This window comes from Ferrovibrio sp., from assembly GCF_965278975.1.
In the GTDB taxonomy this organism is placed as follows: domain Bacteria; phylum Pseudomonadota; class Alphaproteobacteria; order Ferrovibrionales; family Ferrovibrionaceae; genus Ferrovibrio.
The window spans coordinates 1,548,250-1,571,570 of record NZ_OZ257126.1 but is presented as its reverse complement, the minus strand read 5'-3'; the positions used below and the strand labels follow the sequence as shown (position 1 = coordinate 1,571,570).

Annotated in this window: 15 protein-coding genes and 1 tRNA gene; 2 read left to right on the top strand and 14 right to left on the bottom strand. The window is 65.5% G+C overall.

Annotation, left to right across the window (positions count from 1 at the left end; genetic code table 11):
- Positions 1-3: 3 nt before the first annotated feature.
- From ACQY7X_RS07640 to ACQY7X_RS07580, 13 genes are all read right to left on the bottom strand, one after another.
- Complete coding sequence (locus ACQY7X_RS07640; RefSeq protein ID WP_428249275.1) at positions 4-660, bottom strand: class I SAM-dependent methyltransferase; 657 nt, start codon at positions 658-660, stop codon at positions 4-6.
- A 30-nt stretch (positions 661-690) separates the two neighbouring features.
- The gene (locus ACQY7X_RS07635) at positions 691-1,821 is read right to left on the bottom strand and encodes a citrate/2-methylcitrate synthase (RefSeq protein ID WP_428249274.1); all 1,131 of its coding nucleotides are present in this window, start codon (positions 1,819-1,821) and stop codon (positions 691-693) included.
- Between the two features lie 9 nt (positions 1,822-1,830).
- Positions 1,831-4,962: an efflux RND transporter permease subunit gene (locus ACQY7X_RS07630; protein WP_428249273.1), complete on the bottom strand. Its 3,132-nt coding sequence runs from the start codon at positions 4,960-4,962 to the stop codon at positions 1,831-1,833.
- Positions 4,963-4,966: 4 nt separating this feature from the next.
- Entirely contained in the window at positions 4,967-6,112 is a 1,146-nt protein-coding gene (locus ACQY7X_RS07625) for an efflux RND transporter periplasmic adaptor subunit (RefSeq protein ID WP_428249272.1), read from the bottom strand.
- A gap of 2 nt (positions 6,113-6,114) precedes the next feature.
- Complete coding sequence (locus ACQY7X_RS07620) at positions 6,115-7,473, bottom strand: TolC family outer membrane protein (RefSeq protein ID WP_428249271.1); 1,359 nt, start codon at positions 7,471-7,473, stop codon at positions 6,115-6,117.
- A complete protein-coding gene (locus ACQY7X_RS07615) occupies positions 7,470-8,219 on the bottom strand; it encodes a glycosyltransferase domain-containing protein (RefSeq protein WP_428249270.1) in 750 nt (249 codons plus the stop codon). The genes ACQY7X_RS07620 and ACQY7X_RS07615 overlap by 4 nt, the downstream gene beginning before the upstream one ends.
- Complete coding sequence (locus tag ACQY7X_RS07610; protein WP_428249269.1) at positions 8,219-9,211, bottom strand: TauD/TfdA family dioxygenase; 993 nt, start codon at positions 9,209-9,211, stop codon at positions 8,219-8,221. The genes ACQY7X_RS07615 and ACQY7X_RS07610 overlap by 1 nt, the downstream gene beginning before the upstream one ends.
- 3 nt (positions 9,212-9,214) lie before the next feature.
- Complete coding sequence (locus ACQY7X_RS07605) at positions 9,215-16,534, bottom strand: SDR family NAD(P)-dependent oxidoreductase (protein ID WP_428249268.1); 7,320 nt, start codon at positions 16,532-16,534, stop codon at positions 9,215-9,217.
- A gap of 307 nt (positions 16,535-16,841) precedes the next feature.
- Positions 16,842-17,537, bottom strand: a complete 696-nt coding sequence (locus ACQY7X_RS07600; protein WP_428249267.1) for a potassium channel family protein — start codon at positions 17,535-17,537, stop codon at positions 16,842-16,844.
- Between the two features lie 4 nt (positions 17,538-17,541).
- A complete protein-coding gene (locus tag ACQY7X_RS07595; protein WP_428249266.1) occupies positions 17,542-17,721 on the bottom strand; it encodes a hypothetical protein in 180 nt (59 codons plus the stop codon).
- A gap of 209 nt (positions 17,722-17,930) precedes the next feature.
- The gene (locus tag ACQY7X_RS07590) at positions 17,931-18,584 is read right to left on the bottom strand and encodes a YcjF family protein (RefSeq protein ID WP_428249264.1); all 654 of its coding nucleotides are present in this window, start codon (positions 18,582-18,584) and stop codon (positions 17,931-17,933) included.
- A gap of 292 nt (positions 18,585-18,876) precedes the next feature.
- The gene (locus ACQY7X_RS07585; RefSeq protein ID WP_428249263.1) at positions 18,877-20,145 is read right to left on the bottom strand and encodes a prohibitin family protein; all 1,269 of its coding nucleotides are present in this window, start codon (positions 20,143-20,145) and stop codon (positions 18,877-18,879) included.
- The gene (locus ACQY7X_RS07580; protein ID WP_428249262.1) at positions 20,142-21,761 is read right to left on the bottom strand and encodes a cyclic peptide export ABC transporter; all 1,620 of its coding nucleotides are present in this window, start codon (positions 21,759-21,761) and stop codon (positions 20,142-20,144) included. The genes ACQY7X_RS07585 and ACQY7X_RS07580 overlap by 4 nt, the downstream gene beginning before the upstream one ends.
- Before the next feature lie 257 nt (positions 21,762-22,018).
- Between ACQY7X_RS07580 and ACQY7X_RS07575 the strand changes: the two genes are divergently transcribed.
- Positions 22,019-22,693, top strand: a complete 675-nt coding sequence (locus ACQY7X_RS07575; protein ID WP_428249260.1) for a GntR family transcriptional regulator — start codon at positions 22,019-22,021, stop codon at positions 22,691-22,693.
- Positions 22,690-23,169 carry an OsmC family protein gene (locus ACQY7X_RS07570; protein WP_428249259.1) on the top strand — a complete coding sequence of 160 codons (480 nt, stop codon included), beginning with the start codon at positions 22,690-22,692 and terminating at the stop codon, positions 23,167-23,169. Before ACQY7X_RS07575 ends, ACQY7X_RS07570 begins: the two co-directional genes overlap by 4 nt.
- A gap of 7 nt (positions 23,170-23,176) precedes the next feature.
- On the opposite strand, the gene ACQY7X_RS07565 is transcribed toward ACQY7X_RS07570, so the two are convergent.
- A tRNA-Thr gene (locus ACQY7X_RS07565) sits at positions 23,177-23,251 on the bottom strand.
- Positions 23,252-23,321: the final 70 nt, after the last annotated feature.

Here is a 23,321-nt window from a genome sequence, read left to right as displayed (position 1 = left end):
GGTTCATACCTTGCGGATCACCACTTCAAAGCCGATGGCGCCGACGCCTTCGCTTGAGGTGTGAATCGTGCTGGTCTGGCTCAGGCCTGCTTTCTCCAGCAGGGCGGCCATCTCGGCCGGGGTAAGCTTTTCTTCCAACGTCGTTGGGCCATAGCCGACGGCGGCACGCATCTTGTTGAAGGCGGTGAGCACCTTTTCCGGCATGTCGCGGCGCACGTCATGGATCATGCCGACGCCGCCGGGCTTGAGCACCCGGTGCATCTCGCGCAGGGCGGCCACCTGATCCGGCAGGTGGTGAATCGTGGCGCGGCTGACCACCAGATCCAGGCTGCCATCGGCATAGGGCAGCTTGGCCGCATCGCCGAGTTGCACCTTGATCCGTGGCGCTATCTTGCCCAGGCGCTCATTGGCGGCCTGCACCATGTCATCGAAATGCTCGATGCCGCTTAAAGTCCAATCAGCAAAGCCGGGATGCTGGCTCAGTTTTTCCAGCAGCACGCCGGTGCCAGCGCCAACATCGGAGAGGCTGCCGCCGCTTTCGCGCGGACGCAAAGCGGCGCAGCGTTCGACGAACAGCGCATCCCAGGGCTGCGTCGCCGTGGCGGTGTAGCGGTCGTAATCTTCCGCCGATTGCTTATTGCGCAGGCCGGTATCCAGCATTCCAGGTCTCCTTAAAGCCAGCCCCAGTTCTTACAACCAACCCTTGGGCACCATGTCGAGATACTTGCGCGCCGTGGCCGAGGTGACGCCGAAGGGCGGGCGGGCGCGGCGTTCGACGATATGCGCCAGCATGCCGATGGTGCGGCCCATCATGGCGATGCCGGCGGCGGCACCCGGATCGCGGATACCGGCCATGGCGAAGGCCGTGCCGGTGGCGAAATCCACATTCGGCTTCAGCTTATGCTCGGCCAGCATGAGGGCACAGGCAGCCTCGAACAGCTCCAGCGCCGGATGCGCCAGGCCGAGTTCGGCGGCGCGCTGACGCAGGCGCGGCGGGCGCGGGTCTTCCAGGAACAGCGGATGGCCGAAGCCGCCGATGCGCATCCCCTTGGCCAGCACAGCATCGATCACCAGCTTGATCCGCTGCTCCGGGCTGCCCTGCGGCATCGCCAGGGCGGCCATGATCATGCCGGTGGCCTGTTCGCAGGCGCCGATATGCATCGGCCCCGCCGCACCGAAGCCGGCCGCCAGGGCATGATGCACCGGCACGCCGGTGCCGATTGAAATGCGCGGGATCATGATGCTGGGCGGCACATAGCCGAAACCGCCGATCCAGGTGACCAGGGCATCATCGAAGAAAATGCGCGCGGCCGGCGAGGGCGGTGGCGCATCGGCAACGCTGGCCAGCGCGCGATCAACGAAACCGCCCTGCTGCGGCGGCTGCCAGTCTTTGGCAAGTTTCGAGTCCGGCTTGTGGCGGCGCCAGGCCGCCAGCAGCGCCGGTACCGAGGCGGTGACGGCTAAGCCCTCGGCTGCTTCTGCGGGCAGGAAATCCAGCCCGGCGAAAGCCTGCTTGGCGGCGGCCTTATCGAAGCCCATCAAGCCGGCCGTGACTGCCTGCGCCATGCCGGCGCCGGTTTCCGCCGCCAGAGCCGCGAGGCGATAGCCGGGATGCTCCGCCGCGATACCGCCAAGCCAGCCGGCCAGTGCCGCATCCAGTTTCGCCAATGCCTCCGGTGCTGCGCGTTCGCCGGTCAGCGTGAACGGAATGCTGCCGATGAAATCGATGCCGCCGATCAGCTCAGTGAGCGAGGTGCCACGGATTTCGAGCTTCTCCGGCTCCAGCGACACCCCGTCGATATCCGTACCATGATAACGCATACCCGCTCCCTAGACTGCTTCTGCCGGTTTTTCTGCTGCAATTGTGGCGGGCTTGCCGGCGAACAGCCGGTTCACCTTCTGCGATGCGGTTTCAAACACCAGGAACAATACCGGCGTGACATAGAGCGTGACCACCTGCGACACCAGCAGGCCGCCCACCACCGCGAGGCCGAGCGGCTGGCGCAGCTCGGCACCGGCACCGGCGCCGACAGCAATCGGCACCGCGCCGAGAATCGCGGCCAACGTGGTCATCATGATCGGGCGGAAGCGCAGCAGGCAGGCCTCGCGCACCGCCGCATGCGGATCGGTGACGCCCTCGGCTTTGCGCTGCAAGGCGAAGTCCACGATCATGATGGCATTCTTCTTCACGATGCCGATCAGCATCAGAATACCGATCATGCCGATCACATCCAGCGGGCGATGGAACAGGGCCAGCGTGCCGACCGCACCGAGCGCCGCCGAAGGCAGGCCGGCGAGGATCGTCACCGGATGGATCAGGCTTTCATACAGAATGCCGAGAATGACATAGACCGCAAACAGCGCGGCGAGCAGCAGCAGGCCCTCGCCGCTCATGCCGGCGGCAAAGGCCTTGGCATCGCCGCCGAGATCGAGCGTGATATGCGCCGGTATGTCGATCTCGTTGCGCAGCCGCTCGATCTCGGACACCGCATGGCTCAGCGGCGTCTTGTCGGAGAGATTGAACGACAGCGTGATCACTGGCAATTCGCCCAGATGCGCCACCAGGGCGGCACCGCCCGAGACGGTAACACGGCCGAAGCTCGACAACGGCACCTGCTTGCCGTCCGACGAGCGCACGGAGAGATTCTCGATATCCTCGGGCCGCGTGCGGTATTCCGGCTTCAATTCCAGGATCACCTTGTAGCTGCTGGCCGAGGTGTAGATGCTGGCCGCCTGGGCGCCGCCGAAAGCCGTGTAGAGCGTCTGGCGCAGCACATCGGCGGTGACGCCGAGATTGGTCATGCGCTGAACATTCGGCGTGAACACCAGGCGCGGCGTGTTCTGGTCTGAATCGGAGGAAAGGTCGAGATAGATAGCCTCGGCCTTCATGCGGTCCTCAAGTTTCGTCGCCCATTGCTGCACCTCGTCGATATCGGTGCCTTGCAGGTTGACCTGATATTTCGCCTTGCTGGCCCGCGCGCTGGTCTGCAACGACTGCACCGGCTGGAAATAGATCATCAGGCCCGGCACCACCGCCGTGCTGCTGCGCAGATCGTCGATCACATCCAGCACGCCCTTCTGGCGCTGCCCCGGCCGCTTGCGCAGCTGCACGAACAGGCGGCCCGAGGAGAGCGAGGAATTGATCTCGTTGACGCCAATGATCGAGGTGACCTTGACCACATCCGGATGCTTGGCGATCACGGCGGCGGCTTCCTGCTGCATCTGCAACATGGCCTGATAGGAAATATCGCTGCGGCTTTCCGTGGTGGCCGAGATATAGCCGGTATCTTCCGTGGGGAAGAAGCCCTTGGGGATTTTCGCCATCATGTAGCCGGTGGCCACGAACGACCCGACCATCATCAGCAGCACCAGGACCGGATGGCGCAGGCCGAAATCCAATGTCACCCGGTAGCCGGCCAGCAGGCCATCGAACAGGCCATCGACGATGCGGTCGAACAGCAAAGGCTTGGCGCGGGGTTTCTCGGGCCGCAGCCAATAGGCCGAGAGGCAGGGCGTGAGCGTGACCGAGATGATGCCGGAGAACAGGATGGCGAGCGAGATGGTGACGCCGAATTCGTGGAACAGCTTGCCCACTGTGCCGCCCATGAACACCACCGGCACGAATACCATGATCAGCGACATAGTGATCGAGATGATGGTGAAGCCGACCTCGCGCGCGCCTTCGATGGCGGCCTGGCGCGGCGGCTTGCCCTCCTCGATATGGCGCATCACGTTTTCCACCATGACGATGGCATCATCGACGACGAAGCCGATCGAGAGCGTGAGCGCCAGCAGCGAGATGTTGTTGAGGCTGAAGCCCATGGCCCACATGGTCATGAAGGTGGCGACCAAGGTCACCGGCAGGGCGATGGCCGGCACCAATGTGGCGGTGAGGCGCTTGAGAAACAGGAAGATCACCAGCACCACCAGGAAAATGGTGAGGCCGAGAGTGAATTGCACATCGGCGACGCTGTCGCGCACCGAGGTGGTCTGGTCGAACAATTCCTCGATCTTCACGCCGGCGGGGATGCGATTGCCCAGCGTGCTCACCGCCTTGCGCACCTCATCCACCACCGCCACGGCATTGGATTCCGGCTGGCGCTGCACCGCCAGCAGGATCACTTTCTGCTCGCCGGCGAATGACGCCGATTCCTGCACCTCGACGGAATCGAACAGGGTGGCGACTTCAGACAGCCGCACCGGCGGCTGGCCGGCACGGTGCGCCACGATCACATCGCGGTAGGAAGCGGCATCGCGCGGCTGGTTGCCGACATCAATAACAAAGGATTGCGACGGGCTTTCGATGGTACCGGATGGCGTGGTGGAGGACGCCGCCGCCACCGCCTGCTTCAACTGATCCAGCCCGATGCCGCGCGCCGCCAGTTCATTGGGATCGGCCTGGATGCGCACGGCATAGCGTTGCGAGCCCAGGATCATGATCTGCGCCACGCCGGGCACCGCCGAGAGGCGCGGCACGATGATGTTCTCGGCGATATCGTTCAGCTGCACCAGGCTCTGGCTTTGCGACGCCATGGCCATGAACAGGATCGGGCTCAGCGCCGGATTGAGCTTGAGATAGGTCGGCGGCGCCGGCATTTCCTTGGGCAATTGCCGCTGCGCCACCGACAGCGCCGATTCCACATCCTGGGCGGCGGCATTGATATCGACATCGAGCCGGAACTGGATGGTGATCGAAGCGCGGCCCAGGGCGGATTTCGACGAGATCGTGTCGATGCCGGGAATAGTGGCAAGCTGACGTTCCAGCGGCGAGGCCACGGCAGAGGCTATCACCTCGGCCGAGGCGCCCGGCAGGATGGCGGTCACCGAGATCACCGGCAGGTCCATGCGCGGCAACGCGGAAATCGGCAGCGAGCGGTAGCCGACCCAGCCGAGGATGATCAGGGTGATGGTGAGCAAGGCCGTCATTACCGGCCGCTCGATGAAGGGCTTGGAAATATTCATGGCGTTACTGGCGGATGATGATGGGCTGGCCATCGGTCAGCCGCGACTGCCCTTCCACCACTACGCGGGCGCCTTTTTCCACGCCCTTTGCGATCAAGGCATGCGGGCCATCGACGCGCGTCACCGTCACCGGCTGTTGCCGCACCGTCTCGCCACCATGCACCAGGTAGACATAACGGCCATGCGGCCCGGTCTGCACCGCCACCGACGGCACCAGCACCACGCCACGATCAATGCCGATGCGCAAGCTGCAATCGGTGGTCATGCCGGGCCAGAAGGTTTCGTCCTCGTTATCGAAACGCGCCGCCACCTGCACCGTGCCGGTGCTGGAATCGACGGCATTGTCGATCAGTTCTATCTGGCCCTGGATCTGCCGGCCGCTGCCGGTATAGCTGGCGCAATGCACGCTGGCGACATTGCTGGCGATGGCGGCGCGCAGCGGCCCGATCTGGCGCTGCGGCAAAGCCATCTGAACTTTCACCGGCTTGATCTGGTTGATCAGTACCAGGGGCTGCTGGTCGCCGGTGCGCACCAGGGCGCCGGGCGAGAGATTCATCACGCCGGTGCGGCCGGCGATCGGCGCGCGCAACTGCGTGTAGGAACGCTGCACCCGCAAGGCATCGATCTGCGCCTGATCGGCGCGCACCGTATCGATGGCGGCCTGGGCCTTGGACTTGATGTCCTCGTATTTCTCGCGGCTGACATAATCATCGCGCAGCAGGCCGGCATAGCGCTTTTCCTGCTCCACAGCAGCTTCGCGCTGTGCCTGGTCGCGCTTGAGGTTGGCCTCGGCCTGGGCGATCTGGGCATCAAGCTGGCGTGCATCCAGGCTGAACAGCAACTGGTTCGCCTCCACCACGTCGCCGGCCTTGAAATGGATGCGCATGATCTCGCCATCCACATGCGGGCGGATCATCACCGTGTGATAGGCATAGACGGTGCCGATCACCTCCAGCATCTGCGGCAGGTCGGCGACATTGGCCTCCGCCACCGCCACGCTGGTACGCGCCGGCTCTGCTGGCTTGGCCGGCCCTGCCGCCGCCGCTTCCGGCTTGGCCGCCGGCTTGTGCATATGGTGGGTGTAATACCAGTAGCCGCCGGCACCGATACCGGCCAGCACCACAATGGAAGCGATACCGCGCCAAGCCATACTTATTCTCCCTCGCCCCAACCGATCCAGCGGTTGCGCACGGCATCGTAATTGCGTGTCGGATCATGCAGCTCGACCGGCAGGTTCAGCGCCTTGGCGGTGAGATCGCCCGCCGCCGCCAGCACCTGATAGCTCGCCAGCACTTCATCATGCCGCGCCTGCTGCACCTGCACGCGGGCTTCGGCGAGTTCGTCATCGGCATTCAGCAGGTCCAGCGTGGTGTTGCTGCCGGCGCGCAGGCCCGCCTCGGTGCCGCGCCGCGCCAGGCCCTGCGCCGCCAGCTGGCGGTCCAGCGCCTCGCGCGAGGCCCGCGCCGAAGCGAAGATCGCCCAAGCCTGGGCGGCGCTGCTTTCCACCCCGCGCCGCGCCGTATCGGCGGCAAAGCGGCGTTGCAGCAGCAGCTTCGCCGCCTGGCGTTCCTTCGACGAGATCATGCCGCCCTCATAGAGCGGCATGGTCACCTGCAGCTTCACCGAGCGGCTCCAGACGCGCTCGCCGAGCGTATCTTCCTCATAGGTGCGGGCCATCACGCCGACCAGATCGACCGACGGCATCCGCGCGCCGCGCGCCACATCGATATCCTTGCGCGCCGCCGCTTCCGCCGTGGTCGCCGCCAGCACATTGGGATTATCGCGCGCCGCTGCCACCAGTTCTTCCGGCGACTTGTAGGGCAGCAGTGCATTGGGCGGCAAAGCCGGGCGGGTGGGATATTCGCCGATCACCTGGCGGTAGATCTCGCGCGCGGCATTATACTTGCCTTCATAGCTGATGCGGTTGGCCTCGGCCTGGGCCAGCCGCGCCTCGGCCTGGGCCACATCGATGCCGGCGGCGGCACCCTGGTTGCGGCGCCCTTGCGTCGAAACCAGGGTCTGGCGCAGCACGCCTTCATGCTCGCGGTAGACATCCGCCACCGCCTTGGCCAGCGACACATCGATATACGCCTGCACCGCCGAGAGCAGCACATTCTGCTCCACGGCGATCAACTGATGCCGCCCGGCCTGCACCTGCAATTCGGCGGATTCGGTCTGCGCCTCCAGCCGGCCGCCGCGATAGAGCGGCTGCGTCGCCTGCAAGGCCAGTTCGTTGGGATCGAGATTGGCGCGGCCCTTGGTGACACGGTTGTTGCTCTTGACCTTGACGCGCTCCTGCTCCTTGCCGTTCTCGCCATAGAAGGCGATGGTCGGGCGCCAGCCGGCCAGGGCCTGCGGCACCAGTTCATCGGTGGCTTCCTGGCGCGCGCGTTCGCCGAGCAGTTGCGGGTTATGGCGATAGGCCTGCGCCATCGCCTCCAACAGACTCTGCGCCGCCGCGGTCTCCGGCAGCAGCAATAGCGGCAGCAATAACAGACTGAAACGCTTCATGCCGCTTCCGCCTCCTCGACGATCTGATAGGTGTCCTCGAACACAAAACCGACGTTGTGAAACAGCCTCACGCCGTAATCGAGCGCCACGCGCGGATGGAAATCCGGGAACACGATGCGCAGTTTGCCCTGTTCCGATTCTGGCGCCGCCGGATGCGGCGCGGCATCGCGCGCGGCAACGAAGAAATCGCGCACCAGGTCGCGCCGGCCGATCCAGGCACCGCCATTGAGATGCTTGTATTCGGATGCCGCAGCACCCGGCAGATCGAGTTCGAAGCCGGAAAGCTCGGGCGCGTTCGGCCAGCTCATCTGGCAGGCACCGAACACCATGCCGGTGCCGGCGGGAAATTCCGCCAGCAGGCGGTCAACCAGCAATTCCGGGTCGCCGGCCAGGATGGCGTCGCGTGAATCGGCACAGAGCACATACTCGGTCTCGACCTGCTCCAGCGCCTCCAGGATCGCCAGCGGCTTATGCTCGGCATTGCTCCAGACCGGGAATTGCCGGCCGGCAACGATATAGGGAATCCCGAGCCGCTCGACGCTGCTCTCGAACAGGCCCATCGCCTCATGGCCGTTATTGCAGGTGATGATGGTGACGCGCGGGCGCGGCCCGAGCTGCTGCGGCGGCTGAGCAAACACCCAGTCGCGCAGCTTGGGCCAGACCGGCTTGTAATCGTGATAGCCCTGGGCATGGAAGATCAGTGGCTCGGAGCCGTATTTCATGTTGCGCATCCGGCCCAGCTGCATCACGCCGCCTCCTTCAGGGGGAAAGACGGTTCGCCGATCCGCACCAGGATAGAGCGCGGCCCGCCATCGGTATCGCGGCGGCCATGCAGGATGCGGCGGTTGTCGATCATCGCGATATCGCCCTGCTGCCAGGCAATGCGCCTTGTCAGCCGCTCCGACACCGCCTGCACATCGGACAGCACTTCCGCCGGCAGCGGCGAACCATCCTCGGCGCGCACCACGATGGGGCAATCCGGGCTGCGCAGACCGGGCAGGTTCTGCTTCGCCCAGCCATTCTTGAACACCAGTTCGGCGATATGGATGAACAGCAGGTTGTTGATGAACACCGTGCGGCCGCCGACCTCACGCAAAGCCGAGCAGGTGAATTCGGTGCGCAGCAGCTTGGCCTCGGCGTCGTAGCGCATCTCAAGATCGGCCTCGGCGCAGAAGCGTGCGGCTTCCTCAAGGTCGCTGGTCATGAAGGTGGCCTGCCAATCGCCATCCACCAGAGCACGGACATACTTGATGCGGGTGCGGCGGAAGAAATCCTGGCTCCCCGGCTTGAGCTGCGCGAACACTGCCGCGCCATCGGCGAGCGTGGTTTCGCCATCGCGCGCCGGCGGCAGATCGGCATAGAACCAGATCAGCCCCGGCGGCTGGCGCAGGTAGTACATCTCGCCATGCAGCGGGATGCCGAATTTCTGCGTATGGCCGGTGGTGGTCATCAGCGTGGGCATGCCATCCACCGACTGGCGGTCGAGTGCCGCGAAACGCAGGCCGCCGCCGCGGTAGTTGGAGAATTCAGCCGTCAGACGATCCGAGAAGCTGACGAAATCCTGCTTCGATTCATCGCGCCCGGCGGATGTGAAGCCACGCAGCAGCAGCACGCCATGGCGCTCGAACAAAGCCGCCACTTCGCTGGTGGCCAGATCGCTCAGGCGCCGCCCGCCGCCTTGCAGCAGCAGGCCGATATCGCCATCGATCGGCTGCAATTCCGCTAAGTCGACCCGCATTGTTTACTCCCCCTGCAACACTTGGCTTTCCGCCATATCTGTTACTGCCACTGACTCATCGGCGAGATCGCGGTTCCAGTCGCCTGCACCGGCGATCAACTCCACCGGGCCGCTCTCACGCAGGGCATGGCTGGCAAGCGCCACGCCGCCGACCAGCGGGATCGGCACGATGCCGCGCTGGCGGAATTGCTCGTTCACCGCCGCCGAGGCCATGCCGGTGCCGGCCCAGGGTCCCCAATTATACGACACCACCTTAACCCTGGGGCGAGAGGCGGCAAACCACAAAGCGGCGCGGTTCAGTACTTCGTTGGCGGCGGCATAATCGCCCTGGCCGCGATTGCCGAAGCGGCCGGCAATCGAGCTGAACAGCACCAGCCGCTCCAGCTTCTGCAACGCCGGATGCCCGAGCAACAGCGGCAAAGGCGCCGTCTTGGTATCGAATACGCGGTCGAATGACTCCGGCTGCTTGTCCTGGATCAGCTTGTCCTCAATCACGCCGGCGCCATGCACCAGGGTATCGATGCCGCCAAAGCGCGCCTGAATCTCATCGAGCAAGGCCGCGAGCGCCGCCGCATCGCGGGTGTCGACTGCGCGGACTTCCACCTTCAGACCGGCCTTGTGCAGGGCGGCGAGCGCCTGCGCCGCCTCACGGTCGCGCAGGATCGCCTCGGCGCGGCCGGCGATCTCCGAGGGCTTCACCGCCTGGCCTGCCGCCAGGGCCTGCTCGGCCAGGCGCTTGCGCAGCGCCGTGGCATCCGTGCAATCGGGATGCGGATCTGCGGCGGGCACGCCCCGGCGGCCCAGGGCGATCAGCGTCGCACCAGATGCCGCGCTGGCGGCCAGCATGGCGGCAGTGATGCCGCGCACGCCACCGGTGGCCAGGATCACGCTGGTTGCTGGAATTGCCGGCGCGGTGCCGTTGCCAGTGAAAGCAAAAGGCTGGGTGAAAGCGAAAGGCCGGGCCTCGAATACGGTGCGGCCAAGCGGCGAATAGCCGACCTCGACCCGGCCCGGCTCGAAAGCCAGTTCGGCCAGCAGGATGTCCGCCAGCCGCGCGGCTTCGGTATCGGGCGCGAAATCCAGCGCGCGGGCGGCAATGGTGGGATGCTCGATCGCCAGGGTGTTGAGGAAACCGAGCGCGGCGCCGGCCGTGCAGGCAGCCAGGCTGGCCGGTGCGGCGGCGCCGAAATCGCCGCGGCCAAAACAGCCGCCCAGGCTGGAACAGGCAAAGACGCGGTTTTTCACCGGATGCGGCGCGGCCAGATCTTGCAGCACCAGCTGCACCGCGCGGTAGAGCGCCTTCACGCCGCGCGCATTGGCCTCGCTCCAGTCGCTGCCATCGGGTACGGCCAGACCGCTGAGCTGCACAATACCACGCACCGGGCCATGTTCGGCGCGGGCGGCATGGATGGCTTCCGCCTGGGCCGATGGCTCATCGGGCAGCATCGCCACCACCAGGCCGCGCCCGGCTAGCGCGCGGGCGATTTCATGGCTGATGGCTTCCGGACCCGGCAGCAGCAGAAACAGGCCTTTCAGCCGCCAGGGCAGCTCCTGCGGCAGCGGCGCCAGGCGCGGCGCCATGGCGAAGGCCGGACAATCGCAATCAATACTGGGTGCCGTGTGGGAAGTGACAGCCGCGTCCGCCGGCACCGGCACGGACGCGGCAACATCGGCGGCGACATCCTTGGCGCCGCCGGAGCCATCCTCCAGCGAACTGAGGATCGCCTCCACCCATTGCCGCAGCACTTTCACCCGTGCGGTTGCTTCGGCACCGGCACGGAAACGCTGCGCGGCCGGCGCCGGCAACGCCGCCAGCACACGCTCGATCATTTCCAGCCGCTTGATCGAGTCGACGCCAAGCTCGGCCTCGATATCCTGTTCCAGGTCTATCATCGCCAGCGGATAGCCGGTGCGCTCGCTGACGATATCACGCAGCAGGGCTTCGGCACCGCTGCGGTCGAGACGCGGCGCGGCGGCAGCGGCGATTGGTGCGGCAACCACTGGCGCAGCAGCAACCGGCGCGGCAACAGGCGCGGGCGCAGCCACTTGAATGGGCGCCGGCATTGCCGGGGCAAATGACGGCGCAGCAGCGGGCTGGCCGCCGAGCATCAGGTTCATCACCTGCTCTTGGGTATGCAGGAACTGGCGCATTGTCGCCTGGTATTCGGCATAGGCGGCAAGCAGATCACTGCCGCCTCCCATGGCGCCAGGATTGGGCGGTCTTTCTGCTGCCATGCTGTCACCGTCATTTCTTGGGGGCGTATTGCTGGAGAGAGAAGGCGAATTGGCATCGCGCAAGGCCGGGCGATGCGCCTTGAGGGGTGAATCGGCACGCGCCGGGCGCACCTGCATGGCATCGACGATCCAGGTGGTGGGCGCGGCTTCGCGCGCTGCCAGATCAGCCAGAACTTCCAGCGGGCGGGCAGCCATTGGCGGCAACAGCCGCGTCAGATCGAGCGGCTGGCCCTCGGCCCACAATGCCGCCAGCAGGCGCAGCAGGCCGCGCAGGCCGCCGCCATCATCGACATGCAGCACGCGGGCTTCGCCGTCTTTCAGAATCTGCCTGGCCAGATGCGCCAGCACGCCGCCCGGTCCGAGTTCGACGAACAGCCGCGCGCCGGCCCCGTGCAGGCCGCGTATCTGGGCGACGAAATCCACCGCATCGGTCATCTGCGCGCTGAGCTGCGCCTTCAAGGCCGGCACGTCATCGGGGAAAGGCTGGCCATCGCGGGTGGCATGCACCGCAAGGCGCGACGGCACCTGCAATGTGGCGGCAGCGATGGCGGCGCCCAGCGGCGCCTGCGCCTCCTGCATCAGCGGCGAATGGAAGGCACCGCCGACATTGAGCAGGCGGCAGGGGATGCCCTCGCCTTCCAGCAACGCCACCAGGCTTTCGATTTCCGCGCTGGCACCCGACAGCACGATCTGCTTGTCGGAATTGATATTGGCGATCACCACATGGGGGAAAGCGCCGAGTTTCGCCTGCAACACATCGCGGCTGGCGGAGACGGCACACATGCGGCCGGCGGGTGCCGCCGCCATCGCACGGCCACGCGCCAGCGACAGCCTGAACAAGGTGGCGCGATCCATCGCGCCGCCGGCATAGAGCGCGGCATATTCGCCATAGGAATGGCCAGCGGCGAAGCTGGGCCGCGCGCCAAGCCGGCGCAGCAGATCGATCAGCCCGGCTTCCACCGCGCCAAGCGCGATCTGCGCCACCGCCGTGTTGGTCAGCCTGGCGGCCTGTGCCTCTTTCGCGGCGCCGTCGAACACCGCCGGCGGATAGATCAGCCGGCTCAGGCGGTCGGGCAGCATATCCGCCGCCTGCATTTCCGCCGCCTCGATGCTGGCACGCAGTTCCGGCATGTAGACGGCAATCTCGCGGCACATCTGCAGCCGCTGGCTACCCTGGCCCGGGAACAGCAGCGCCAGCGGCATTTCGCCAGCAGCCTTGCGCGCTCCGGCCCAGGCATCCTGCGGCAAGGGCTGCGCCGCATCATCGAGATGGCGGTGGATCGCGGCCAGACCTTCGAGAAGCTGCGCCTTGCCGGTGGCGACAAGCGTGAAGCCCCAGGCGGCGGTGATATCGAACCGCTCGGCCATGGCGGCGGCGATTTCATGCAGCTCGATCCCCGCGCCATCGGGCGTATCATGCCGCACGGCACGTTGCAGCAGGGCAAGCTCGCGCAGCAGGCCGGCCTTGTCGGCGGCGCTGCCGGCGAACAGATAGGCCGGCCAGGCAGCCGCCCCCATCGAAGCGGGCCGGCCCGGGTCATACTCCTCCAGCACCGCATGGGCATTGGTGCCGCCGAAGCCGAAAGCCGAGAGGCCGGCGCGGCGCGGGCGTTCATCGCCGAACCAGGGCAAGGCGCCATCGCTGACATAAAGCGGTGAATCCGCCTGGCCGATCGGCTGCAAGGGTTTCTCGATGCCGGGCTGCGGCGGGATGGTGCGGTGATGCAGCGCCAGCGCCACCTTGGCCAGGCCGACCGCACCGGCCGCCGTCTTGGCATGGCCGATCAGCGCCTTCACCGAGCCGAGTGCACAGCTTTGCGCCGCCGCACCGGCATCTTTCAGCAGGCCGCCGACGGTTTCGAGTTCGGCGCGGTCGCCCACCGCCGTGCCGGTGCCATGCGCTTCATAGAAGCCCAGCCCGGCGATGGAGTGGCCGGCGGCTTCATAGGCGCGGCGCAACGCACGCTTCTGGCCGATCGGGCGCGGCGCGGTCATCCCTAGGCCCTTGCCGTCACTGGAACTCGCCACCGCCTTGATCACGGCATAGATGCGGTCGCCATCGCGTTCGGCATCGACGCGGCGCTTGAGAATGAAGGCGGCAACGCCCTCGCCCAGCACGGTGCCATCGGCGGCCTGATCGAAGGCGCGCAGCTTGCCGGTGGGCGACAAAGCCGACACCGCCGAGAAGGCCGTGTAGTGATAGGGCGTCTGGGTATTATCGACACCGGCCAGCACCGCCATGTTGGCGCGGCCCGAGGTAAGTTCGCCGACGGCCAGCGACAGGGCGGTGATGCTGGAGGCACAGGCAGAATCCACGGTGAAATTGGCGCCACCGAAATCGAAGCGGTTGGCGATGCGCCCGGCCACCACGCTGGTGAGGATGCCGGGGAATACCTCCTCGCTCCAGCCTTGGGTGTGGGCGCGCACCTGGGTCACGGCCGTTGCATCGCTGACCAGCGGCGCCAGGGCGCGGGCGATCAGTTCATTGCCGAGATAGCCACCGGCATCCTCGCCGGCAACGATCACGGCGGTATGTTCGCGGTCGAAACCGCGTGTCTCGTAGCCGGCATCGCCAAGCGCGCGGCGCACCATTTCCAGCGCCAGCAACTGCCCCGGCGCGATATCGGGTACCGCCTTGGGCGGAATACCATAGCGCAGCGGATCGAAGGCGAGGCCATCCATGAAGCCGCCCCAGCGGCTGGAAATATGATCCGGCTTGTTGCGCTCGGCCGAATAATACAGCCGCCAATCCCATTTATCGGCCGGGATCTCGCGGATCGCCACGCTCTTGTCCAGCACGTTGCGCCAGAAGCCGTGATGGCTGGCCGCACCCGGCACATGCAGCGCCATGCCGATGATGGCGATATCGCAGGCGGCACCCTTCACCGCTGGCGCCGCATCCTGCCCGGCCAGGGCGCCAAGCCGGGCCGCCGCGCCATCGCTCACCTCTTCATGCAAAGCCGCGATGCTGCTGACCGCACCGATCTGTGCCGCCGCCTCGCCGGCCATGAACATGCCTTCCACCTGCTGGCGTTCGGCATCAACCGCGATCAGCGCATTGCCCTGGCGCTCGACGCCCTTGGCGGCAACCCGCAGGCGGCCGAGCAGCAGGTCGTCCAGCGCCTCGCGCAGCGCGTCGCCGCTCAGGCCATCGCGCAGCAGGCGGCGGCGTTCGGCCTGGAAGAAATCGGCGAACGGCGTCGCCAGGCAGCGATTGGCATGGCCGCGCCCGCTTTCCAGATTGCTGGTGCCGCTGGCCGCCAGCACAGCCTGCTGGAAAGCCGGCGTGATGGCGCCGGTTGACGTGATTTCCGTGGTGGCGAGATAGGCCGTACCCATCAGGCAGCCGATCCTGGCGCCGGCAGCCACCAGCGGCGCCATGACGGCAGCCGCCATCGCGGCGGTGAGGCCATCATGCACACCGCCGGCCAGCAGCAGCGAGAGTTCGCCGGGCTGCTTGGTTTTCAGCAATTCAATGCTGATGCTTTCCCACAACAGCAGCGAATGCAGCGGGCCGACATGGCCACCACATTCGCGGCCTTCCAGTACCAGCCGCTTGACGCCGCGTTCCACCAGCATGCGCGCCAGCGCCGGCGTCGGCGCATGCACATAAGTGGCGATGCCCTGGGCTTCGAGCTGCAACGCCTGTTCCGCGCGGCCACCGGCGATCAGCGCGAAGGGCGGCCTGGCCTGCAACACTTCCGCCAGTTGCGCATCGAGCTGTTCCGGCGGCAGGAAGCCGAGCAGGCCGACACCCCAGGGTTTATCGCCGAGTTCGGCCTTGGTCTGGTGCAGCACCTGCCGCACGTCTTCAGGCTTCAGCACCGCCAGCGCGATCATCGGCAAGGCGCCGCCCGCCGCCACGGCAGCAGCGAAACCGGACACATCGCTCACCCGCGTCATCGGCCCCTGCACCAGCGGATAGCGGCTGCGATGCGCCACTGCCAGGGGCGCCTGTTCAGCGGCGAATTGCGCCGCCAGCGCATTGGCCTGGCGTGCCAGTTGCTGCGGCATGGCGCGCACGGCGGCAACCACGCGGCCGAGCGAGCCATGGTCATCGCGCACGGCTTTCGCCAGACCGACGCCCTGGCCCAACGGCCATATGCTTCCTGGTTCATGCAATGCCGCCTGCGCGGCATCGATCCAGGCCTGGCGCGCAGCCTGTGGTGTCAGGCCCGCCGCTTCGATTTCCAATGCCCTGGCTTCCAGGGCGCGCGCGGCGGGGAATTGCGGATGCAGCAGGAGGCGCAGCGGCGCGCCGAAGGCTTCGCCGAGCACGGCGGCTTCCTTGCCATCCAGGCTTTCCAGCAGGCGGCGCTGCTGGGATTGGCCGAATTCCGGCAGCAGCCACAGGCAATCATCCAGCACCACACCGGCCGCACCGGCGACATGGGCGGCAGCGGCAGCCTGCGGGCCAAGGCCGCCGCGCAGCAGCCAGGGCGGCATCGCCTCCAGTTCATCGCCCAGCCGCGCCATGGCGCGGCCGAGCAGCAGGCTCGACATCTCGCCGCACCAGCCGCCGGACTCTTCGCCAACTGCAACCAGACCGGAGACGCGGTTATCGGCGGCGGCTTGGCGCAGCACGCCGAGCGAACCGCTCTCGATCCACAGATCCTGCGCCGGCAATGCAACGGCGGTTTTCAGGGCTTCGGCATCGGCACAGGCAACCAGCAGCAGTGCGCCCGGCCAATGGCGTGCCTGCGCCTCGGCAATCGCGCCAAGACCGGGCATGCCGGCTTCGGCACGGAAAGCCAGCACGGGCAGCGGAGAGATTGGTAAGGGCGATGCCGAAGATGCCTGACTGGGCAGCAGCCGGTCGGCAAGCCGCGCCGCCCATTCGGCTAGCGCAGTGGCGCTGAAACCCAGCGGCAGATCGAGCAGTGGAAAACCCCCGGCGCGCTGCACGGTGACCACGGCTTCGATGATCGCGCTATCGGCAAGATTGGCCCCGGGCAGGATGGTCGGGAGCGGATTGGCTAAAGGCAGGCGGATGGTGCAGGTGAAATCGACCGCGGCAGACTCGGCTGAAGCAATGCCCAGCCCGGTCGCGCGCCGCTGACGGAAATCGGTATCCCCCGCATGATTCATCGCCGTCACCACCTCCTAATACAGGTAAGTGAGGTCAGGCATGCAATAGTTCCCGACCTAATACAGAAACTAATATTGCCCTGCAAAAAATGACGCAAAATGACAAGTGGAACTGTACTGACATGGCTTACCGCCTCTTTGTGCAGCGGCTTTACGCCACCGTGCCCCCACACGCTTACAAATCCAACATAATCCATCGTTTAGGATTAGCGGAGGGGAGTCAAATCGAAAATCGCTATAGTTGAACTTTAAACTTATAAGGGAATTTATGGCAATAATAAGTATGCTCGCATATGCAATATGCTACTTATGGTTTTTCCGACGAGGCAGTGACTTCCATCGAAACCAGCCGCGCCAGCAGCACGGCGGGGAAGAGTTGGCCCACCAGGGCCTCCGCCGTGGCCAGTGACCGCGCCACCGGATGCAGCGGCAGGAAGTCGCCATAGCCCACGGTGGTGAGGGTGACGAAGGAGAAATAGAGCAGGTTGGAGAAGGTGCGGTGGCCGCGCTCGGCCTCGCTGGGATAGACGAAGGCGCCGGGCGACAGCAGTTCCAGGGTGACATAGAGCAGGCCCCAGATCAGCCCGAGCAGCAGATACACCGCCACCGCGCCCATGATGCAATGCATGTTGACCCGGCGACGGCTGAACACATCCATCAGGATCGCCACCGAGATCAGCAGCAGGAAGGCAGCGCCGGCCAGCAGCAAGGCCGCCGTGGTGCTCTGTTCCGGATGCACGAGATGCAGCAATTGCAGGGCGCAGACCAGGCCGCCGCCAAACAACGTGACATAGCCGATCACTGTGCCGGTATAGGTGGCGACCAGGCTGGTGAGCACCAGCAGAGTGGCCAGCGTGCCGATCACCGGGCGGTTGAGCAGGCCGAGATCGCTGATCGGCCCGAGCACGAAATGCACCACCAGCAGCGCCAGCACCATGCCGGACAGCGCCCAGTCGCGCGTGCCGGCACTGAAACGGAAGGGCCCGGAGATCAGCCTGGGCATCAGATCAGGTGCTGGCCTTGGGCTTGCGCCGGGGCGTCAGCGCGATCAGCAGGAAGATCATCAAAAGCGGCGTCAGCAGCAGCGACAGCACGAAGGTGCCGAAGAAACCGATGCGCGAGCCGGAGCCAACGACGCCGACCAGCAGGGCGAGCAGGATATAGATGAACGCGACGATATAGATCATGGCCCGGTCGGCGCTCCCCAATACATGGGTGGTGGGATGAAAGAGCGGTGACGGCAGTTTCAGGTGATGCCGGAGGAAAAGCAAGCCGGCAAAACAAACGGCCCTGGAGATACTCCAGGGCCGTTGTGATTCACTGCACTGCCATTCCGTCACTCGGTCTGGCTCTGTCAGCCAGCCGGCATCAGGCAGCCGGCTTTACGCTGCCAGCATCAGGCTGCCTGGGGCTGCGGCGCCGGCTCGGCGTCGATCACCACTTCGTCGGCCGATTTCGGCTTGCGCTTGAACAGATCGGTGGCGCAGGCCTTGCCGCGGGCATAGAGGTCGCGGAAATAGGCGCCATTGGATTTCGGGCTGAAATCCACCAGGGTGCCGCCCATCTCGAAATGGCCGATGAACACCTTGCCGATGGCATAGGTCATCGCCGCATTGGCCACCGGCAGGGCGATCAGGCCCGCCGCCGTGCCGGCGCCCGGAATGAACTTGGCGACGCTGAGACCGGCAACGATGGCGATGCCGGTGGAGCTGAGCGAACCGGCCAGGCTCATCACCACGGCGCGCGCGGTGCTTTCCTTGAACGGCACGTCATAGACGCCGCACAGACGCTTCACCAGCATGACCTGGGAGGCCAGGCCGGCGGCGATATCGAGCAGCGGGAAAGGCAGCACGCCGACGCCGATGGAGACCAGCATATGGTCCTTCACCATCGTCTCGGCGCGCTCCAGGCGGCTTTTTGGCGCATCGGCTTCGAAGCCGGGTGCATCGCTGGTGGCGGCTTCAGCGGCTACGGCCTCGGCCTGGGTCTGCTCGTTTGCATTATCCATGATCTGGTCATCTCCGCTTGGATTGGATTTCTTGCGTGCCATGTCAGTTGCCTCGTCGGGGTCTCCGGGAAAACGCCGGCGAATGATCCGCTTCGCCACCATTCGGTACAGAAACAGCATCGTCGCTTCTCCTTCGGCGTTGCCATGCTGCAGGCACTACCTTGCCGCCATTGGCTTGCACCATGACTGGTGCGATAATGACGTGCCGGGGCAGGTATATGCTACGCATGTAATGTGCGAATCCGCGAACGCAAGACCTGAAAATTGCACGATCCGCCGCGATGCTTGTCGCCGGCAGTGTAGCCGATTCGCCGCGTGAATCCAGCGCAAAGCATCAGCGCGGCACCTGCTGCTGCAACGGCGCGACCGGCTGAATACCAGGCGGTGCAGGCGGCGGCGCCGAAACTATCGGCGGCACATAATTCTGCGGCCCCGGCACCTGCGGCAGATAGGGTTGCGGAGTCTGCGGCAGATTCTGCGGCAAGGTTGCCTGCGGCGTGGTGGCGCCGGGATTGTAGCTGTTGCCCGAGAGCAGCGATGCACCGCCGGTATTGCTGCCCGGCGGCATGCCCTGCTGCGGCATCGCCTGGGTCGGATCGGTCTGCGGCGGGAACAGGCGCGGCAGACTCATCAGGCGATCAAGCTGATTGCTTTCCGGGCTCACCGGTGCCACCGGCGGCGGCGGCGTCTGCGGCAATTGCCCGATTTCGCCGCCAAGGATAATGGGCAGCTGATCCTTGCCGCTGCCCACCACCACCACCTTGGAATTCGGCGCGCGCGCCATTTCCACCGTCGCTTCGATGCCACGCCAGGTGAGCAGCGGCGGAGTCAGCGCCGACGACACGATGGAATAGAAATTCTGGATGCCGATGGCTTCGATGCGCTTGCGTTCGGCTTCGGCGCGCTGGCTCTGCAGCACATACTCATAGGCCTTGGCGATCTGTTCCTGCTCCAGCTTGTACTCGATGGCGCGCAGCACCACCGGCGGCAGATCCAGGCGCGAGATCAGCACATCGGTGAATTCGATCATCTCCGAGATCGGATTGCCGCGCAGTTCCTTCTCAATTTCATTCTGCAGATAGTCGAAGCCGACGGTGTAGAGTTCATGCGAGCGGTGATGCGAGATCATCTCGCGCACGGTGGAGATCACCAGCGGCGAGATCACGCGGTTGATATATTGCGGACCCAGTTCCTTGTGCAGGCGGCCGGCCAGTTTCGGGCTGGCGCGGAAGAACACCGACAGTTCGACCTGCACCGACATGCCCTCCTGCGACAGCGCATAGAGCGGCTGGCGCAGGGCCTGCAGGCGGGTGTCGTAGGTGAAGAAGCGATTCCAGGGCAGCTTGGTCACCAGGCCCTCGCCATAGACCTTCACCGTCTGCGTACCGCCGAAGAACAGATCGTAGAGCACGCCGACTTCGCCCGGCATCACCATCACGAAGATCGACCGCGACAACGCCATGACGATGAAGCCGAACACCACCAGGATGGCAACCGGATAGACGAAGATGCTGCGCCGCACGAACGGGATATCGGGATTGCGGCCCTTATCGTTGCCGTTATCGCCAGCGGATGGCGCCGTATTGGTGCCCTGGTCGCTCATGTGCTCCTCCGCGTTAGCTGCCCTTCATCCATGAAGTAGATCGCATCGGCGGTGCCGAAATAGCGTTCGTCATGGGTGATGGCGAGCACAGCCTTGCCGCGCGCCTTCAACTCGGGGATGAATTCCTCGTAGATGCGGCGGCGGAAATTCGGGTCCTGGTCGGCGGCGATTTCATCGAACAGGTAGATGTCACGGTTCTCCAGCAGCGCCAGCGCCAGGGCCAGCCGCTTGCGCTGGCCGGTGGAGAGATCCAGCGTGGTGAAGCGGCCATTGACGTAGCGCGTCTTGGTATTGAGCTGCACATGCTCGAGCATCGCGGTGACGCGTGCCGGATCGATATCGCGGTTGCCATAGATGCGGTCGAAGAGATGGAAATCGGCGAACACCGCCGAGATGCGGCGGCGGTAATCCGCCGCCGTCTCATCGCTCACCGGCACGCCGTTCCACAGCACCTCGCCGCCCTGCGGCTTGTACAGCAGGCAGAGATTGCGCAGCAACGTGGTCTTGCCCGAGCCATTGCCGCCGACCAGGAAGGTGGCCTCGCCCGGCTTCAGCAGCAGGTCGCAGGGGCCGATCGAAAACGGCTGGCCGTCATTCTCCTGGGTCGGATAGGTATAGGCGATGCCGCGCAGTTCCAGGCTGCGCAGCTTCGGCAATTGCAGCGGGGTGTGCGGATCGGGCCGCTGCACCGCGCGCAGCCGCACTTCCAGCTTGCGCAATTCGGTGAAGGCGGCATTGCCGCGCGCCACGGTCGGCATGATGCGCAGCAGGCTTTCGATCAGCAGCCACATCACCGATGACGTATAAACGATCTTCATCGCAATCGAGGCGGTCTCGACATATTGCGGCGTGATGAAGGTGACGGTGCCGAGCAGCAGGTAGAAGCTGCCGAACACCACGACGCCGAAAGCGATCATCGAGTCGAGCGCCTTGAGCCGCAGCTCGCGGGCGCGATTGGCGCGCGCGGAGAGAAAATTCTCGAACAGGTCGTCGCCGCGATCCGGGTCCATGCGCGCTTCCTTCAGGCCGTTCAGGTAATGGCTGAAGGTCTCGAAGAATTCCTGCTCGGCCTTCTGGCCGGCGGCGAGATCGTCCTGGGTATGCTCCTTGCGGAGCTGGCTGGCGAGGTAGATGACGAAGATCAGCACCGCGATCGCCGCCGCCGCCAGCAGCGAGAGATAGGCGACATAGAGTGTCGCCAGGATGAAGGCGCCGACCGAGGCAACGCCCTGAGCCAGCACGGCCGGGCTTTCCGCCAGCACCTGGGCGTTGCGCGCCAGCGTGGTGTAGATGGTGTCCTTGCCGATACGCTCGACCTCGGCGAAATCCGCCCGCCGCAGCAGCCGGGCATATTGCTGGCGCATATGGTGCGCCAGGCCCTCGCCGACCGCGTTCATGATCCGGGTGGTTTCGCCGCGCGCCACCACGGTGACGGCGCAGACCAGGATGAAGGCGACCAGCAGCTCGTAATTCGGCCCCTCGGCGGGGTCATAATCCGTGACCGAATTGACCAGCACGGAGATCGCGAACGTGCCAAGGCTGGCCAATGTCAGATAGACATAGGCGCGGCGGCCACTCGACAGAATGGCATCATGCACAACCTTGACGAATTCCATTCATCCCCCTGGCCTTGGCTCCAGGCCCTGTCCACCCATTGAAACAGGACCCCACCGCCTTGAGTCAAGGCTTTATAATTGCTCTGAAATCAGGCTAATCCCGGATTACGGATGTAGGCACCGGCGATCACAAACCGGCAATGCATGAGTGCCGCCGGAAGGCTTCCGGTTCCCGCTGAATGACGATTTTCCCCTGTCCCGGCCCGTCTAGTGCCTGACGGCTTGCCCAACATGGGATAATTGGATACAATTATCCCATGTTGCCGCAGGAGAGACCCCACGAGAGAACCACGGCGCTCGCCCTGGCTGCCGCCCTGCGCGGGCAGTTGAGCGAGGGCCGCTGGGCGCCCGGCGCTGCCTTGCGCCAGGCCGAACTGGCGGCCGAATTCGGCGTCAGCCGCATCCCAGTGCGCGAGGCGCTGAACCAGTTGCAGGCCGAGGGCCTGGTGGTGATCGAGCCGAACCGGGGCGCCTTCGTGCCGCGCCATTCGCCCGGAGAGGTGGATGAAATCTTCGACCTGCGGATCAGCCTGGAAGGCGATGCCCTGCGCCGCGCCGTGCCGCAACACACGCCGGCGACGATCCGCCGCCTGGAAGCGATCCAGCGCGAACTCGACCATGCCACCCTGCCCGCCGACTGGCTGCGCCATGACCGCGATTTCCATGAAACGCTCTATGCTCCCTGCGGCCGCCGCCGCACGCTGGACCTGATCGCCGGCCTGCGCCGCGCGGTGGAGCGGGTCTATGCCGCCCGCCTGTCGCCGGAATCGCGGCGCGAGGGCTGGCATGACGACCATCACTGGCTGATCGAGGCCGTGCGCAATGGCGATGCCGAACGCGCCGTGGCGCTGCTGCGCGCCCATCTCGAAGCCACCCGCCGCCTGGCGCTCAGCAGTCTGGCATTGAACAGCCTGGAAAGCGATAAGGCATGAGCCGCTACAGCGCCCGCATCACCTGGCAGCAGAGCGACGGCGATGCTTTCACCGCGCAACGCTATAGCCGCGTGCATCGCTGGCGCTTCGATGGCGGCGCGGAAATCCCCGGCTCGCCCTCGCCGCATGCGGTGCGCGCGCCCTATAGCGATGCCGCCGCCGTCGATCCCGAGGAGGCGCTGCTGGCGGCTATTTCTTCCTGCCACATGCTCTGCTTCCTCTACGCCGCCGCCCGCGCCGGCTATGACATCCTGAGCTATGACGACGCGGCGGAAGCCGTGCTCGAAGCCACCACGCCCGGCACCACGCCATGGATGACCCGCGCCATCCTCAAGCCCAGCATCCGCTTCACCGGCACCAAGCGGCCCGATGACGCGGCGGTGGCGGCTTTGCATGAAGCCGCCCATGGCGATTGCTACATCGCCCATAGCGTGAAAACCGCCATCCAGGTGGCGGGCAGCTGGGACCATATCTGAAGGGAAATGGTGCCGGCGGAGGGAATTGAACCCCCGACCTCGACTTTACGAAAGTCTTGCTCTACCCCTGAGCTACGCCGGCACGGCACGAATGCGGGCGGAAAATACGGGGGCGCGGCGCGCTTGGCAAGCGTTGCCTAAGCCTTTGATTC